The following is a 16,114-nucleotide window of genomic DNA, read 5'->3' on the forward strand; positions in this document are numbered from 1 at the left end:
AGATCACTTTTCGGTGTCGGCCGGACGGTCCTGAGAAGTGTCCCGAGGGGTGTCGCTGTCGGCCGGTACGACGACCGTCGGACGGTCCCCGATCGCGGGCCTCGCGGGCGCCACGTACGGCTCCGCGGCGGGCGTCGTCGCGGACCGATGGGCGTTCGCCAGCACCACCGCGAAGTACGGCAGGGCGATCGCTGCGACCACGAAAAGCCAGCGCCACGGGGACGGGGTGACGACGGCGAGGACGAAACAGACGATCCGGATCGACATCATCCAGGCGTAGCGCACGATCCGGCTGTCCAGATCCTCGGACCGGCCCGGCTGCGCACTCGTCACCGAGACGACCGTCGCGTCGCTCCGCTCATGGCGTTTCGACATCTATCCTCCTCACCAATAGCAACGGTACGCCGCGCCGCGCGTTCGGGCGCAGCCGGATGGAGAGAGGTTCGTCATGACCGATCGCACCTACCGGGTCACGGAGATCGTGGGCACCTCGAAAGAGGGCCTGAACCAGGCGATCACCAACGGCATCGCCAGGGCCGGCGAGACCCTGCGGCACCTCGACTGGTTCGAGGTCAGCGAGATCCGCGGCCACATCGAGGACAACCAGATCGACCACTACCAGGTGACCATGAAGGTCGGCTTCCGCCTCGAAGACTCCTAAGTCGGAACGCCCCGCGGCAGTGGGATAGCGTTCCTCCGTCGACGATGTGAGGAGCGCTTGTGGGTAGGTCTGTGTTGGTGACCGGCGGTAGCCGGGGGATCGGGCTGGCGATCGCGACCGCGTTCAAGGAGGCGGGCGACCAGGTCGCTGTCACGTACAACACCAGCCCGCCGCCGGAGGGCTTCCTCGGCGTGAAGTGCGACATCACCGACCAGGTACAGGTCGACGCCGCCTTCGACACGATCGCGGAGCAGCACGGGCCGGTCGAGGTGCTGGTGGCGAACGCCGGCATCACCCGCGACACGCTGCTGCTGCGGATGTCCGACGACGACTGGGACTCGGTGATCGAGACCAACCTCACCGGCTCGTTCCGGGTTGCCCGGCGGGCCGCGAAGGGCATGCTGCGGCTGCGCAAGGGCCGGATCGTGTTCATCTCCTCGGTGGTCGGCCTGCTGGGTTCGCCGGGCCAGGTGAACTACGCGGCGAGCAAGTCCGGCCTGATCGGCATGGCGCGCTCGATCGCCCGCGAGCTGGGCAGCCGCGGCATCACCGCGAACGTGGTCGCGCCAGGCTTCGTGGAGACCGACATGACCGCGGTCCTGCCGGAGGAGACGCAGAAGCAGTACCTGAGCCAGATCCCGCTCGGCCGCTTCGGCCTGACCGAGGAGATCGCGAACGCGGTCCGGTGGCTGTCGTCGGAGGAGGCCGGCTACATCACCGGCGCGGTGATCCCGGTCGACGGCGGCATCGGCATGGGCAACTGAAAACACAGTCACTCTAGAAAGGGAATGCCGGTGGGCATCCTCGACGGCAAGCGGATCCTGGTCGCCGGAGTCACCCTCGACTCGTCGATCGGCTTCGCCACGGCCAAGGTGGCGCAGGAACAAGGCGCCACCGTGCTGATCTCGAACTTCGGCCGCGCGCTGAGCATCACCAAGCGGATCGCGAAACGGCTGCCGACCGAGCCTCCGGTGCTGGAGCTCGACGTCACGAACGCGGAGCACCTGGCCGCGCTGCCGGACGCCGTCCGTGAGCACGTCGACGGGCTGGACGGGGTGGTGCACTCGATCGCCTACGGCAACCCGGAGACGATCCTCGGCGGCAAATTCCTCGAAGGGCCGTGGGACGACGTGGCGCAGGCCGTCCACGTGTCGGCGTACAGCCTGAAGGCGCTTGCCGTGACCTGCGCGCCGCTGATGAGCCGTGGTGGCAGCGTCGTCGGGATGACCTTCGACGCGACCGTGGCGTGGCCCGGGTACGACTGGATGGGGGTGGCGAAGGCCGCTCTCGAGTCCACGAACCGGTACCTGGCGCGCGACCTCGGTGCGCAGGGCATTCGCTGCAACCTGGTGTCGGCCGGCCCGCTGAAGACCCTGGCCGCGAAGGCGATCCCGGGCTTCGAGAAGTTCGAGGAGCCGTGGCTGGACCGTGCCCCGCTGGGCTGGGACCCGTCCGACCTGGAGCCGACCGGGCGCACCATCGTCGCCCTGCTCAGTGACTTCTTTCCCGCGACCACCGGCGAGATCGTGCATGTCGACGGCGGCTACCACGCGATGGGAGCGTAGTGGCAACTTCTCTGGTGGAGCTCCGCGTTCTCGACGGCGCCAATCTCTACTTCAGCCGGGCCGCGATCAAGCTGACGCTGGACGTGTCGGCGATCGCCGACGCGCCCGCTCCGGCGGCGAAGGCGTATGCACAGGCGATCGGGCTGGGTGCCACCCGGCCGGGGCGGATCGGGTCGGGGTTCCGGCAGCGGTTCGCGATCCGGGTCGTCGGTCACGTCGTACGGCGGATCGCCCGGGAGGCCGGCATCGGGCGGATCGGCGTCCGGGTTCGCCCGGAGTCCGACGTACGGCGGCTCGTGGTGGCCTTCCCGTGGGCTCACGAGGGACGGGCGCGGGCACTCGGGGCGGCGATCGTCGAGGTGCTGGACGCCTTCGGCCCTGATCACTCTGATGATTTGAGCGAACTGATCCACAGCGTCGGGGACCGGGTGCGGGACGAGCCGCCGGGTAACCCGCCGCCGACGCTGCGGCCGAAGGTGCCGGTGGTCGCGGTGACCGGGACGAACGGCAAGACCACGACGTCGCGGATGATCGCGCACATCGGCCGCGCCGCCGGGCTGCACGTCGGCTGGTCGAGCACCGACGGCGTGTATTTCGACGGCGAGCTCGTGAAGTACGGCGACTTCTCCGGTCCGAGCGGCGCCGGGCAGGTGCTGTCGCAGCCGGGCATCCAGCTCGCGGTGACCGAGACTGCCCGCGGCGGGATCCTGCGCCGCGGGATCGGCGTCGCGTACAACGACGTCTCGGTGGTCACCAATGTGTCCGCCGATCATCTCGGGCTGGGCGGGATCGACACGGTGGACCAGCTCGCCGAGGTGAAGGCGGTCATCACGCAGATCACCCGCCCGCGCGGCTGGTGCGTGGTGAACGGCGACGACCCGCGGACGTTCGCGATGCGGCTCGGCTCGCCCGCCAAGTGCTGGGTGTTCTCCCGCGACCCCGACTCGCCGTCGATCCGGACCGTGCTCGACGAGGGCGGCCGGGCGACGACCGTGCTGGACGGGTTCGTGACCGTGCTCGACACGTCCCGTGACCCGGAGCCGTTGCTCAAGGTCGCCGACGTACCGATGACGCTGTCCGGCCTGTCGCACTACAACGTCGAGAACACGCTGGCCGCGGCGTCGGCGGCGCTCGGGCTCGGGCTGCCGCGGGCGGCCGTGATCGAGGGTCTGAGCTCGTTCGCGCCGAACGAGAACAACCCCGGCCGGATGAACATGTACTCGCTGCGCGACTTCACCGTCGTCATCGACCTCGCGCACAACGAGGCCGGACTGGAGGCGCTGCTCGAGATCATGAACGGCGTCCGGCCGGCCGGCGGACGGCTGATGCTGGCGCTCGGATCGCCGGGGGACCGGGCCGACGACATGGTCGCGACGCTCGGTGCGATGGGCGCGCGGGCGACCGACCGGATCGCGATCGGCCACAAGAGCGACTACCTGCGAGGGCGGCCGCCGGAGGAGCTCGAGGCGGTGTTCCGCGAGGGTGCGGCGTCGGTCGGCGTGGACGACGTACCGGCGTTCCCGACCGAGTTGGCGGCGGCGCAGGCGCTGGTCGCCGAGGCGCGGGCGGGCGATGTGGTGGCGGTCATGTCTCTGCAGGATCGGGCGAGTCTTGACGGCTGGTTGCGGTCCGAGGGAGCTACTGTCGACACACCGGAGACCTTGAAGAGCAAGGTCGAGAGAGCCCAGCACTAGCCCTGCCGCCGCCGTTCCGTGGCACAGCCAGGGTGGGAACGGGGTTGTGTGATGCGCTACCTGTGGTCGGTTCCGGCCGCGGTGGTCGCCTGGTTCGTGGGCGGCTTCTCCGCAACGTATCTGAAGGGGCTGCCGGAGGGTACGACGTACTTCGTGCCGCCGCGGATCGATCTGGTGGTGCTCGGTGGGTTCGCCGGCGGCGTGCTGGCCGGGCTGCTGATCGGGCGGATCCGGATCGCCGTACCCGTCGTGCTGATCGTTGCCGCGGGCATGTGGTGGTTGACCGGGAGCTCATTCGGAGATCTGCTGGTTACGTTGCTGGTGGCAAGCGCTCTCGGCGGGTTCTTCGGTGCTCTGGGCGCCAGGAGTTCGGTGGTCGCGGCGTTCGCGCTGGCGCTGCCGGTGGCCTGGACGGCGCTGCGGCCGGCTGAGCAACTGGCCGACTGGCGGTGGCTGTGGCAGCTGAACGGTCTGCTCGTCGGCGCCGGGCTCGCGATCCTGCTCTACGTCGCCTGCTGGAAGCGCGGCTGGCGGTCGGTGGGGTCCTGGATCCCGTTGACCGGGTTCTACCTGGTGTGCTTCGGCATCGTCGCGTCCGTCCGGCTGGTCAGCCAGTCGACCGGGAAGCCGATGGACGCGGTCGGTGACGCGTCGACCGAGGCGTTCTTCCAGTCGTTCGAGCCGCTGCTGCGCGAGTACTGGCCGTGGATGGCGGTCGGCATCCTGCTCGCGATCCCGATGGTGGCGCTCAAGCTGCGCGCCCTCCCGCCGCCACCGCCGCCGATCGATCCGTACGCCGACAAGTCGAACGACGCCGTACTGTCCGACGATCTCGACTGGATCGACCAGGAGGAACCCCGCCGCCGCCTCCTGCCGCGGCGTCCCAGCGTGCCGTCAGCTCAGGAGTGACTGCCCGAGCCACCCGCCGGGCTGGAAGCCGGGCGGGAGGGCGAAGACGGCCGAGCCGATGGTGGTCGTCCACTCGTTGAGGGCGTCGACCGCGTCCAGGCGGGCGAGCAGCGGGAGGAACTGTCCCGCGACGTCGGCCTGGTGGCTGAGGAAGATGAGGCCGGACTCGCGGGTCGCGCCGGTGTCGTGGACGTAGTTCAGGCCTTTGCGGAAGATTCGGCGGCCGTCGTTCTCGCTGTGGTGCGAGAGGCGGGCGTGCGCGTTCTGCGCGATGACGAGCCGGCCGTCGGCGTCGCGGGCCTCGAGGTCGAGTTCGTCGTGCTCGGCGGTGCCGGTGAGCGGCGCGCCGGTGGAGAGTTTGCGGCCGATGGCGCGTTCTTGCTCGGAGCGGGTGAGTTCGTCCCAGGTGTCGACGTTCAGCCGGATCCGCCGTACGACGAGCGTCGTACCGCCGCGGAACCAGTCGGGGCCGTCGGCGGACCACACGGTCCGGTCGAAGTCCGGCGTACCGAAGACGGGATTGCCGGTGCCGTCGACCTGCCCGAACAGGTTGCGGCCGGTGACCGGTTCGCCGTCTGGGCCGGTGCTGTCCCAGAAGCCCGTCTGGCGCCAGAGCGGGGTCGCGAACGGTTTCGCGTCCGCGATCAATCGCCGTACTGCGTGCACCACGCTGACCGCGTCGTCCGCGCCGACCATCACCAGCAGGTCACCGCCTGACCAGGCAGGCTGCAACCTGTCGTGCTTCATCACCGGCAGGTCGTCGAGCCCGGGCGGCCGCTGCCCGGTCACCTCGAACACCCGCGGCCCGAACCCGACCGTCACCGTCACGCTCTTGTTGGCCACCGCCAACTCGGGCGCGGTGTCCCCAGGTGCCGCCCGCCCATCGGCCAGCGCGACGAGATCACTCGTCCAGAGCCGCATCAGCCGTCCGAGCCCGGCCCGATCGGTCCCGAGCTTGAAGCTGACCAACTCGGCCACCGCCGGCGCGCTGCGGGCGATCCCGGCTTGATGGTCGCCGTACGGCGAAATGGTCCGGGCGACGGGCGTCCCGGTGTCGCTGTTGTTGTCGAGAGCAACGACAGCGCCACCGGTGGCCGCGGCGCCTGCGGCGGCCGCACCGGCGTACCCGAAGAACTGACGTCTGGTGGTCACTTGGTGCTGGGCGTCGGGTGGTAGTGCTCTTCTTCCTCGGTGAACGCCTTGACCGGGACCTTGAGGTCGTGGGTGGTGTTGTCGGAGAACTTGAGCGTGAGCGGGACCTCGTCGCCGGGATTCAGCGGCTGCTTCAGCGACATCAGCATGATGTGGTCACCGCCGGGGGAGAGATGGGCGTGGGAGGCGGCGGGGACGGTGATGCCGCCGGCCTTCTCGCGCATCACCATCTTGCCGTCCTGCATCGCCATCTCGTGCAGTTGCACCACTCCGGCGACCGGTGAAGTTGCCGAGGTCAACTTCACGTCGGTGTCGCCGGGATTGGTCAGGGACAGGAACGCGGCCGTCATCGTGGTGTCCTTCGCGCCGGTCGTCGCCCGCACCCACGCGTCCTCGACCAGCACGCCTGGAGATGTCACTGCCGCCTCCTGAGTGGCCGGCTTTTCCGTCGAACCACACGACGACACCAGAAACGTGACCACCGCCGCAGCCATCAGCAACTTCGTCTTCACGCAACGGCCAACGAGACTTGCCCTAGGCAAGTTCCCGCGGCGTCTCCTCTGTGATCTCTTCGTCGGGTTGCACGAAGTCGGGGTCACCACCCTCGTCACCGGACCGCGCCCCGGCCTGCGCCAGGTGCGACACCGATTCGAGCTCCGCGAGTACCGACTGATGCTGATCGACACACAGCACCACGAGATCGCCCGGGTTCGACCGCTCCAACGCGAACCGGACCGCCTCGAGCTCGTCGAGTACGACGTCCACCCGCCGGCATCGCGCGCCGCCCTCCATCGCGGCCCGTACGCCGGCTTGCACCAGTCCCGCGGACTCGCCCCGCTTGCGCCCGCGCAGCCGGGCGTCCTCGCGGACGATGACCACGTCGAAGTGCTGCGCCGCGACCTCGCCGAGTTCGCGGATGTCGTCGTCGCGCCGGTCGCCCGCGGTCGCGATCACGCCGATCCGCGACGGCCGGCCGACCTCGGACGACGCGCTCAGGCTCTCCCCGAGCCGGTCGACGAAGTCGCCGAGCATCCGCATCGCCGGCGCGTTGTGGCAGTAGTCGACGATCACGCTGCGCCCGTCGACGTCGATCTCGTTCAGCCGGCCCGGCGACAGGTAGTACGACGTGTTGAACGTCCGCAGTCCCTGCCGGATGTCGTGCAACGGTGCACCCGCCGCGAACGCCGCCGCGACCGCCGCCATCGCGTTCTGCACGTTCATCATCGCCCGCCCGCCGAACGTTGCCGGCAGCAAATGCGTCCACGCGAGCTGCATCGAGCGGCGCCCGTGCTTCACCACGATCATGTCGCCCAGGTCCGAGCGCTCCAGCACCACGGCCCGCCCGCCGCGACGGCAGTGCCCCTCGATGTAGTCGCGGACCTCGCTGCCCGGCTCGGCCATGCTGAACCACACGACCTGCCCCGAGCACTTGCGGCGCATCTTCCGCACCAACGGATCGTCGGCGTTCAGTACGGCGTACCCGGTCCGCGGCACCGCCTCGACGAGGACGGCCTTCACATCGGCCAACTGCTCGAGCGTGTCGATCCCGCGCAGACCGAGGTGATCAGGCTGGACGTTCAGTACGACGGCCACGTCGTTGCGCTCGTACCCGAGACCCTCGCGCAGGATCCCGCCGCGTGCCACCTCGAACACCGCGAAGTCGACGCGCGGGTTCTGCAGCACCATCCGGGCGGACTTCGGGCCGGACGCGTCCTGCCGGATCACGAGCCGCTCGTCGATCACGATGCCGTCGGTCGACGTCATACCGACCTTGCGGCCCATGCCCTTGAAGACGTGGCTGATCATCCGGGATGTGGTCGTCTTGCCGTTCGTTCCGGTGACCGCGACGATCGGGATCCGGCTGACCGCGCCGGGCGGGAACAGCATGTCCACCACCGGTTTCGCGATGTACTGCGGTTCGCCGATCGTCGGGTTGGTGTGCATCCGGAACCCGGGCGCCGCGTTCACCTCGCAGATCGCGCCGCCGGTCTCCCGTACCGGCTGGGTGATGTCCGGGCAGATGAAGTCGATACCGGCGATGTCGAGCCCGATCATCCGGGCCGCCTCCTCGGCGATCTCGACGTTCTCCGGGTGCGCCTCCCAGGTCCGGTCGATCGAGATCCCGCCGGTGGACATGTTGCCGGTGAGCGTGAGCTTCACCATCACGTCCTCCGGCGGTACGTCGTCCAGCTCGTAACCCTGGTCGCGAACCAGCTGCCGGGCCGCGTTGTTGATCGTGATCCGGGTGAGGATCTTCTCGTGCCCGACACCGCGCCGCGGGTCGGCGTTGGTGATGTCGACGAGCTCGGCCACGGTGTGGATGCCGTCGCCGACCACGTGCGCGGGCACGCGTTCGGCGATCGCCTCCATCCGGCCGTTGATGATCAGGCACCGGTAGTCCTTGCCGGTGACGAAGTTCTCCACGATCACGGAGCCGCGCCGGGACTGCTCGGCCGCGATCGGAAACGCCTCCCGGACCGCGTCCGCGTCCTGCAGGTTCAGGCAGACACCGCGGCCGTGGTTGCCGTCGAGCGGCTTGCAGACGACCGGGTAGCCGATCTTGTTGGCGATCGAGACGGCGTCCTCGACCGTGCGAACCGACTCCGACCGCGGCACCGGCAAGCCGGCCGAGGCGAGCAGCCGCGTGGTCAGGTCCTTGTCGCTGGCCACGTCGACCGCGATCGACCCGGTCTCGGACGTCATGGTGGCCCGGATCCGCTTCGCGTGCACGCCCTGACCGAGCTGGACCAGGCTGGCCTTGTTCAGCCGGATCCACGGGATGTCCCGGGACACCGCCTCGTCGACGATCGCCTGCGTGGACGGGCCGAACGCGGTTCGCTCGGCCTGCTTGATGAACTTCTCGAGCTCGGTGGTGAAGTCGAACGCCGGATCCGGCTGGACGAGGTTGTTCACGAACCGTACGGCGAGTTCACCCGCCGCGAGCCCGACAGGTTCGTCGGCGTACGCGTAGATGATGTTGTAGACGCCCGGCGAGCCCTTGACCTGGCGCGTCTTGCCGCGGCGCATGTCATGGCCGGCCTCCTGCTGGAGCTGCAGCGAGACGTGCTCGGTGATGTGGCCGAGCCAGGTGCCTTCGTGCAGGCGCTCGATGAACCCGCCCTTGCGGCCGCGCGAGCAATGGTGCTGGTCGAGCCTGGGGAGGTCGGCGAGCAGTCGCTCGGTGAAGCCGGGGATGGTGTTCGACGGGAAGTTCTCGAGCGAGCCGAGGTCGACCACCAGGTGGATCGCGGGGTCGTAGCTCCAGATGTTCGGGCCGCGGTAGACGCGGGTCTCGATGATCTTCAGGTCGGGGGCCGGGGTGCCGTGCGTTTCGGTCATGGGGTTCCGTTGTCTGCTCGCGTCGGGTCGGGGGAGTCGGGTTCGGCGCCGGCCGTGATCGGCTCGGTCGCCCCCGGTCTGGACTCCCCGGCCCCGATCGCGGACCTGGCGGACTTCGCCGTACGGCGTCCTGCCCGCCGCTTGCGCTCCTCGTAGTACCGCGGCGACACGCCCTCGGCGGCGATCTCCTTGGCGAGTTTGCGCAGGTCGGCCTCGGCGGCCGCCATCTCGGCGATCTCCTCTGCCGGCGGCTGCGGGCCGTACGACAGCAGCACGCGGTTCTGCAGGTCGAACGTCGCGGTCGCCGGAAGGACGTGCAGTACGACGCCGGACGCGAGGATCGGCTCGGACCGCTTGGCGTTGTGGGCGTTCGACGTGATCCGGGTGCCGTCGAAGATCGTCACCGCGCCCCGGCCGACGACCTCCAGGTGGGTGCCGCGGACGACCGCCGCGGTGTCCTCGTCGACGCCGATCCCGAGCAGGCCGGGGGACTGGGCGACGAGCGACAGCAGCCGGCCGTACCGGTTCCGCTGGGCGAAGTGCTGGTCGACGATCGCGCCCTGGACCAGGCCGAGTCCGCTGGACAGCTGGCTCATCCGCTGGCGTGGGGTGGCGCCGGAGCGGCCGAACGCGATCATGTGTTCGGCGAGGATGCTCGCGCCGGCCGACGTACCGCCGACGGCCGCGCCGCGCGCATGAGCGGCGGTCACCGCGCGGCCGAACGCCGTACCGGTGACGACGCCCGCGAGCTTCAGCTGGTTGCCGCCGGTCATGAAGATGCCGGTCGCGTCGTGCAGCGGGGCGATGAAGGCCGGGTCGTCGGCGTCCTCCCGGTTCTCCGGGCGGACGCCGACCACACTCTCGGCGCCGAGGGCCGCGAACAGCGCGCGGTACACGTCGACGACGTCGGGCCCGAGCGCGGACGCGGTGGGCACCACCACGATCCGCGCCTTGGACCCACCCGCCGCGTCGACGAACTCCTGCAGCACCGTCCGCTTCTTCAGCTTGTCCTCGGCACCACCAATAGCAAACAGGGCTCCAGCCCCACCCTGCACATCAGACATACGCGAAGAATAGGTGCTCACACCGCCCCGCACCGCATCCCGCCCCAACCACCCGACTTTGAGAAGCCACCAACCATTCTCAGCCTCGATCCGTGGTTGGTGGCTTCTCAAAGTTGGTTCGGCGAGGTTCGGCGAGAGGAGTTATCCACAGCGGGAGGGGAAGTGCGACGCGCGGGGGAGGGGTTGTGGCGCATGCTGGCCGGATGGATCGGCTGGCTGAGGATGTTCGTCAACGAGTGCTGCAGCTCGTTCGGACGCCGCGAGACCGGCAGGTTCTTCTCATGGCCGGACTGCGAGACGCCGACCTGCGACGCCTCCTGAGGAAGCAGATTCTGCAACACCACCACGGGCACTACATCGACGCTCGCTTGGACGAGGGGGTGGCACGGACAGCTTGCGCGCAGGCACTGCACCCAGGCTCGGTTGTCAGTCACTTCAGCGCGGCCGGACTCATGGGGCTGCGCACCTGGACGGACAGCCGGCGTCGGTCGGCGCCTCCCGCCGCCGCGGTCTGGTTGACGCGGCCGGCCACGACGAAGCGGAACCAGCGCCGCCAGGACATCGTCGTACGACGTGCAACCCTGGACCCGGCCGATGTGTCTCGGCACCTGTGGCTGCCGGTCACCTCCGCGGCGAGGACCGTGGTGGATCTCGCTCGCGCCCTGCCGTTCCGCGAGGCGATCGTGACCGTCGACGACGCACTGCGCAGCGGCATCTCCATCGGTGATCTCGAAAGCGTGCTGGAGCGGCAGTTCCAGTGGCCGGGAATCCGTCGGGCGCGGAACACGGTCGGCTTCGGCGATCCGAGGTCGGAGTCGGTGCTCGAGTCGATAGCCCGAGCAGTCTTCGCACTCGCGGGCCTGCCCATGCCGATCCTCCAGGCCCAGTTCTGGGACGGCTTTGCGTGGATGCCCGAGCGTGTGGACTTCTGGTGGCCACAGTTCCGGACGATCGGTGAGGCCGACGGTCTCGCGAAGTACGACAGCGAGAGCCCCGAGGAACGGCGCCGGCAGTTGCGCCGCAGCTACCGGCGCGATCAGCGACTGAGCGATCGGGCTGTAGAGCTCGTGCACTTCGGCTGGGAGGACGTCCTCGATCCGCGATCGGACCTGATCGCCCGCCTCCGCGCGGCCTTCGCAAGAGGCAGCTCCCGCCCCGGCGACCCGCCGATCTGGCGCGCCCCAGCCCCCCACGACCCCGCCCAATGGCTCCACGCCGCCTAACCCCGACCCCTACCACCGCCGCACCGCTCCGGGACGGCGACTTTGAGAAGCCACCGACCATTCTCGGCGGCGATTCATGGTCGGTGGCTTCTCAAACTTGGGATGAGGGCGTTCGGTACGGCGGAGTTAGTGGGTGAACGTGAACCAGTTGAGGTTGACGTAGTCGGCGGGTTGGCCGCTGGTGAAGGTGACGTAGACGTCGTGGGTGCCGGTCACGGACGACATGTTGGCGGGGACTGTTCGCCAGGACTGCCAGCCGCCGGTGCTTGCGATCGCGAAGCTGCCGATGGGAGGGTTGCTGCGGCTGTCGAGGCGTACCTCGACGAGTCCGCTGACGCCGCCGGCCGCACCGGACGCCACTCGGGCGACGAACTGTGTTGCCGCGGTGCCGCCGAAGTCGATGCCGCGGTACAGGGCCCAGTCGCCGTTGCCGATCTGCATCAGGTTCTGGCCGCCGCCGGCGTCGGTCGTGGTCTCCAGGCCCATGCCCGACTGCTGGCCGTACGACTCCGCCTGCAAGGTGCTGTACGCCGAGGAGCCGCCCGGCGGGGGAGTCGTCGGCGGAGTCGTCGGTGGGGTCGTCGGTGGGGTCGTCGTACCGCCCTTCGCCGTCACCGCGACGTAGTCGACGACCATCGGCTTGTCGGGGACCGTGGAGGCGCGCGGCGTCGGGCCGTTGAGTGCATCCGGGAACGCTCCGCCGATGGCGACGTTGAGCAGGATGAAGTAGCCGGCGTGCGAGGTCATGTTCGTCCACGTGTCGGCCGGCAGTTGACCTTGACTGATCGAGTGCCACTGCTGCCCGTCGACGTACCAGCGCAACTGGTTCGGCGAGATGCTGGTGTCCCACTCGAAGCGGTACGTGTGGAACGCGGACTGGCAGGTCGAGCCTGGGCAGGCGCGGCTGGCGCCGATGCCGGTCGTCTCGTTGCACGGGCCGCCGGGGTTCACGCCGCAGTGCAGCACGCCCCAGACGGAGTTGATCCCGTTGACGTTCTCCATGATGTCGAACTCGCCGATGCCCGGCCAGTTCCAGTAGTTCCCGCGGTACGGCGCACCGAGCGCCCAGAACGCCGGCCAGTACCCGAGCGCGGCGTCACCCGTGACGTTCGGCATCTGGATCCGGCTCTCGATCGCCAGAACCCCACCGGCGGGCGGTTTGAAGTCGCTCCGTTGCGTCTCGACCCGGGCGGACGTCCAGTTGCCGGCGCCATCGCGCCGTGGCGTGATGCGCAGGTTTCCGGTGCCGTCGAGGGACAGGTTGTTGGGGCTGTTCGTGTAGTTCTGGATCTCGCCGGTACCCCAGTTCCCGGGACCGCCCGGGTAGCCGTGGCCGGTGTCGATGATCCAGTTGGAACCCGACGGCAGGCTGCCGTTGGGCCCGTCGAAGTCGTCGCTCCACACAGTCGTCCAGCCGGCGGGTGGAGTTGGAACACTCGCGTCGGCCGCGACGCTCAGGGACACGGCGGCCAGTAACGGTGCGAGTAAGGCGAGTGCGATGGGGCGGATACGCATGTCGACCTCCAGGGGCGGTGGATGAGGTCAATGGGAGCGCTCTCACGGAAGCATGTCAACAGCTCGTCACAGCTGGGTGCGATACACCGTCGTACTGCGGCGGACCGTCATGCCGAGGCGCTCGTACATCGCCAGGGCGCCGGTGCCGGAGTGGGTCCAGAGGGTCAAGGATTGCTTGCCTCGGCGTCCGGCTCCGTCGGCCGCGACCGCCAGTAGCGCGCGGGCCAGTCCGCGGCCGCGGAAGTCGCTGCGCACGGCCACCTGCTGGACGTACCCATCGGGTGAGTCGGGGAGATGCAGGCTGAGCGCCACGCCGACCACCTCGTCGCCGACGACCGCGACCGGCGACAGTTCGGGATCGAAGCTGGGGCGCTCGATGGTCGTCTTGGCCCACTCTTCGTACTCGTGCCGCCGCGGCTGCCACTCGTCGAAAGCGTCCTGCACCACCTGATGCACAACCCGCTCGTCACCCGGCGCGAACGACCGCACCGTGACACCTTCAGGCACCGCGGGCGCGGCACCATCGACCGGTCGCTCGAGCAACCAGTTCGTCGCGAGTACGTCGTACCCGCGCGACCGGAGCAACGCCGTACCGGCCTCGTCCGCGTCGTCGACTGTCTGCGCGAGCCAGTCGGTGCCGTGCTCGCGGGCACGGGCCTCCGCCCAGTCGAGCAGCTGGGTCCCGAGGCCCAGGCCGACGTACGACGGATGTACGTCGATCTGCGCGCGCCGCCCGCCGTGCACCCAGGCCCAGGCGACGAGCTGGTCGTCGGATTCGATCACCCGGGTGTCGAGGTCGAGGGTGATGAGAGGGCGTTGCAGATCGGCGGCCACCGCGTCGGGGGCCGATTCCGCCTGCCCGTGCCAGAGCTGCTCCGCCGCGGCGATCAGGCGGTGGATCGCGGGCGCGTCGTCAAGGGTGGCGGGCCGAGCCGAGAAGTCCATGGGCCCGATCGTGCCGCATTTCGGGCTCAGGCCGGGGTGTCGGCGTCCGCGGCCTCGACTTCCTCGCGGGTGATGCCGAGGAGGTAGAGGATCGTGTCCAGGTACGGAACGCTCAGATGGGTGTCGGCGGCCGCGCGGACGACCGGCTTGGCGTTGAACGCGACGCCGAGGCCGGCGGCGGCCAGCATGTCGAGGTCGTTGGCCCCGTCGCCGATCGCGACCGTCTGGGACAACGGCGTACCGGACCGCTGGGCGAACTCTCGCAGCGCGGCCGCCTTGCCGGCGCGGTCGACGATCTCGCCGACGACGCGGCCGGTGAGAACTCCGTCGACGATCTCCAGCTCGTTGGCCTTCGCGTAGTCGATGCCGAGCTCGGCGGCCAGCTTGTCGGTGATCTGGCTGAACCCGCCGCTGACGATCGCGAACTGGTACCCGAGCCGCTTGAGCGTGCGGACCAGCGTGCGCGCACCGGGCGCCAGTTCGATCGCGGCGTACACCTCGTCGAGGGCCGTCGCGTGCAGTCCTTCGAGGGCCGCGACCCGGTTGCGCAGGGAGTCGGCGAAGTCCAGTTCGCCGCGCATCGCCTGCTCGGTGACGGCGGCGACCTCGTCGAGCCGGCCGGCGTGGTCGGCGAGCATCTCGATGACCTCGCCCTGGATGAGCGTCGAGTCGACGTCCATCACGATCAGGCGCTTGGCCCGCCGGTACAGGCCGCCGTCCTGGACGGCGATGTCGAGGCCCTGCCGGACGCCTTCCTGGGCGAGTACGGTCCGCAGCGCTTCGGGGTCGGCGCCGGAGACGGCGAACTCCATCGCGGTCACCGGGTACCGCGCCATCCGGCTGATCCGGTCGATGTTGGCGCCGGTGTCGGCGATCCGTCCGGCGACCGCGGCGAGACCGGCCGCGGACAGCGGGTGGCCGATCACGGTCACCTGGCTGCGGCCCTTGCGCCGTGGCTCGTTGTCGCCGACACCTTTCTTCACCGAGATCTCGACGTCGAGGACGGTGGCCAGCGCCTTCAGCTCTTCCTTCAGGCTCTTGTGGTCCCGCGGCGCGGACAGCAGTACGCCGAGCACCAGACGTCCCCGGAGCACGACCTGCTCGGCGTCGATCACGTCGAGCCCGCGGGTCGCGAGCGTCGACAGTACGGCGGACGTCAGCCCCGGCCGGTCGCTGCCCGTCAACGTCACCAGCAACGTGGGCCGGTCGGCCGACGCGCTCTCAACCTCACTGAGCTCAGTCATCGCACCACGAACGCTACCTAAGTGAGATGACCGTCCAGTGTCCGGTCCAAATCTCAGGCGTGAACGGGCGGCGCGCAGGCCGCTACCAGCGCCCGCCGCGCCGCGGCGGCCAGCTCGAGCAGCGTCCGCCGCCGAGCATCGGCCTCAGCTCCGGTGACGGCTGCGCCGTCGTCGTCGAGAGCGGCGTCCGCAATCGCGAGACAACGCCTGGCCGTCGCCGCGGCCTTCACCGCGCGCGGCTCGTACCCGGGCGCCAGATCGTCCCCGCGCCCCTGGCCGATCCGCCGAATGTCGATCAGCGCGTCCGCGACCTCCGGCTTCCAGCGTGCGACATCCAGCGCGGCCAGCGACTCGGCCGCGTCGATCAGCGCCATCCGCAACCCGCGGTCCGCCTCACCGAGGTCGGCCGGCAGCGGCGAAGCGGCCGGTAGCGCGGTCCACTGCACCGCAGGACCGACGTACGCCGGAACGAGTCCGAGCTCCGGTCCCGTGAGTACGACGGCCTCGCCGGTCTCGAGTGCGGCCTCGTTGAACGTCGGCGGTCCGGCCAGGCCGATCGGGTCACCCGGCACCGGGAGCGCGAGATGCGCCTGCGTCGTACCCGCGGCACGCAGCAGATTCAGTGCGACCGGCAGCGTGGCCGGCTCGGGATGCCCGGCGAGGCCCGCGACGTGGTGACCGACGTCGTCGCCGAGGATCTTCTGCGCGGCGGTGTCGGGGTCGCAGGCACCGGCCAGCATCGCGTTGGTCCACACGGTGAACCGAACCGAGGCGGAGGTCGTCAGCACGCCCGCAAGTCTCTC

The 16,114-nt window shown here is 69.7% G+C and carries 15 protein-coding genes; 6 read left to right on the plus strand and 9 right to left on the minus strand.

The features are described from left to right. Positions 1 to 3: 3 nt before the first annotated feature. Positions 4 to 375, minus strand: a complete 372-nt coding sequence (locus EV647_RS31395; RefSeq protein WP_134009430.1) for a DUF3099 domain-containing protein — start codon at positions 373 to 375, stop codon at positions 4 to 6. 73 nt (positions 376 to 448) lie between these two features. Between EV647_RS31395 and EV647_RS31400 the strand changes: the two genes are divergently transcribed. Genes EV647_RS31400 through EV647_RS31420 form a run of 5 tightly spaced genes read left to right on the plus strand, consistent with a single transcriptional unit; the run spans position 449 to position 4,829 of the window. Beyond that, positions 449 to 661, plus strand: coding sequence for a dodecin (locus EV647_RS31400; RefSeq protein WP_133788218.1), 213 nt, complete (start codon positions 449 to 451; stop codon positions 659 to 661). A gap of 59 nt (positions 662 to 720) precedes the next feature. Further along, on the plus strand, positions 721 to 1,425 hold the full coding sequence (gene fabG / locus EV647_RS31405) for a 3-oxoacyl-[acyl-carrier-protein] reductase (protein WP_134009433.1): 705 nt from the start codon (positions 721 to 723) through the stop codon (positions 1,423 to 1,425). 24 nt (positions 1,426 to 1,449) lie between these two features. Continuing rightward, positions 1,450 to 2,226: an enoyl-ACP reductase FabI gene (gene fabI / locus EV647_RS31410; RefSeq protein ID WP_134009435.1), complete on the plus strand. Its 777-nt coding sequence runs from the start codon at positions 1,450 to 1,452 to the stop codon at positions 2,224 to 2,226. After that, positions 2,226 to 3,920, plus strand: coding sequence for a Mur ligase family protein (locus tag EV647_RS31415; RefSeq protein ID WP_134009437.1), 1,695 nt, complete (start codon positions 2,226 to 2,228; stop codon positions 3,918 to 3,920). Before fabI ends, EV647_RS31415 begins: the two co-directional genes overlap by 1 nt. A 51-nt stretch (positions 3,921 to 3,971) precedes the next feature. Next, positions 3,972 to 4,829 carry a hypothetical protein gene (locus tag EV647_RS31420; protein ID WP_134009439.1) on the plus strand — a complete coding sequence of 286 codons (858 nt, stop codon included), beginning with the start codon at positions 3,972 to 3,974 and terminating at the stop codon, positions 4,827 to 4,829. On the opposite strand, the gene EV647_RS31425 is transcribed toward EV647_RS31420, so the two are convergent. The 4 genes from EV647_RS31425 to EV647_RS31440 form a co-directional block, all read right to left on the minus strand. Next, positions 4,815 to 5,981 (minus strand): Dyp-type peroxidase, encoded by a 1,167-nt coding sequence (locus tag EV647_RS31425; protein ID WP_134009441.1) that lies wholly within the window; start codon positions 5,979 to 5,981, stop codon positions 4,815 to 4,817. The genes EV647_RS31420 and EV647_RS31425 overlap by 15 nt on opposite strands. After that, positions 5,978 to 6,400 (minus strand): copper chaperone PCu(A)C, encoded by a 423-nt coding sequence (locus tag EV647_RS31430; RefSeq protein ID WP_238177489.1) that lies wholly within the window; start codon positions 6,398 to 6,400, stop codon positions 5,978 to 5,980. Before EV647_RS31430 ends, EV647_RS31425 begins: the two co-directional genes overlap by 4 nt. Positions 6,401 to 6,515: 115 nt before the next feature. Continuing rightward, entirely contained in the window at positions 6,516 to 9,320 is a 2,805-nt protein-coding gene (gene cphA / locus EV647_RS31435) for a cyanophycin synthetase (protein ID WP_134009443.1), read from the minus strand. Then, a complete protein-coding gene (locus EV647_RS31440) occupies positions 9,317 to 10,384 on the minus strand; it encodes a cyanophycinase (RefSeq protein WP_134009445.1) in 1,068 nt (355 codons plus the stop codon). The genes cphA and EV647_RS31440 overlap by 4 nt, the downstream gene beginning before the upstream one ends. A 281-nt stretch (positions 10,385 to 10,665) precedes the next feature. Between EV647_RS31440 and EV647_RS31445 the strand changes: the two genes are divergently transcribed. Then, positions 10,666 to 11,607: a hypothetical protein gene (locus tag EV647_RS31445; protein ID WP_134009446.1), complete on the plus strand. Its 942-nt coding sequence runs from the start codon at positions 10,666 to 10,668 to the stop codon at positions 11,605 to 11,607. Positions 11,608 to 11,733: 126 nt separating this feature from the next. Here the strand turns inward: EV647_RS31445 and EV647_RS43540 are convergent, their stop codons facing one another. The 4 genes from EV647_RS43540 to EV647_RS31465 all read right to left on the minus strand — a co-directional run bounded on the left by EV647_RS43540 (position 11,734) and on the right by EV647_RS31465 (position 16,099). Continuing rightward, entirely contained in the window at positions 11,734 to 13,122 is a 1,389-nt protein-coding gene (locus tag EV647_RS43540) for a glycoside hydrolase family 16 protein (protein WP_134009448.1), read from the minus strand. 66 nt (positions 13,123 to 13,188) lie between these two features. Beyond that, complete coding sequence (locus tag EV647_RS31455) at positions 13,189 to 14,067, minus strand: GNAT family N-acetyltransferase (RefSeq protein WP_134009450.1); 879 nt, start codon at positions 14,065 to 14,067, stop codon at positions 13,189 to 13,191. 26 nt (positions 14,068 to 14,093) lie between these two features. Continuing rightward, positions 14,094 to 15,311, minus strand: coding sequence for a phosphoserine phosphatase SerB (gene serB / locus EV647_RS31460; protein WP_134009452.1), 1,218 nt, complete (start codon positions 15,309 to 15,311; stop codon positions 14,094 to 14,096). A 53-nt stretch (positions 15,312 to 15,364) separates the two neighbouring features. After that, a complete protein-coding gene (locus EV647_RS31465; RefSeq protein WP_238175083.1) occupies positions 15,365 to 16,099 on the minus strand; it encodes a hypothetical protein in 735 nt (244 codons plus the stop codon). Positions 16,100 to 16,114 lie beyond the last annotated feature (15 nt).

It is taken from the genome of Kribbella sp. VKM Ac-2566 (assembly GCF_004366005.1).
GTDB lineage: Bacteria > Actinomycetota > Actinomycetes > Propionibacteriales > Kribbellaceae > Kribbella > Kribbella pratensis.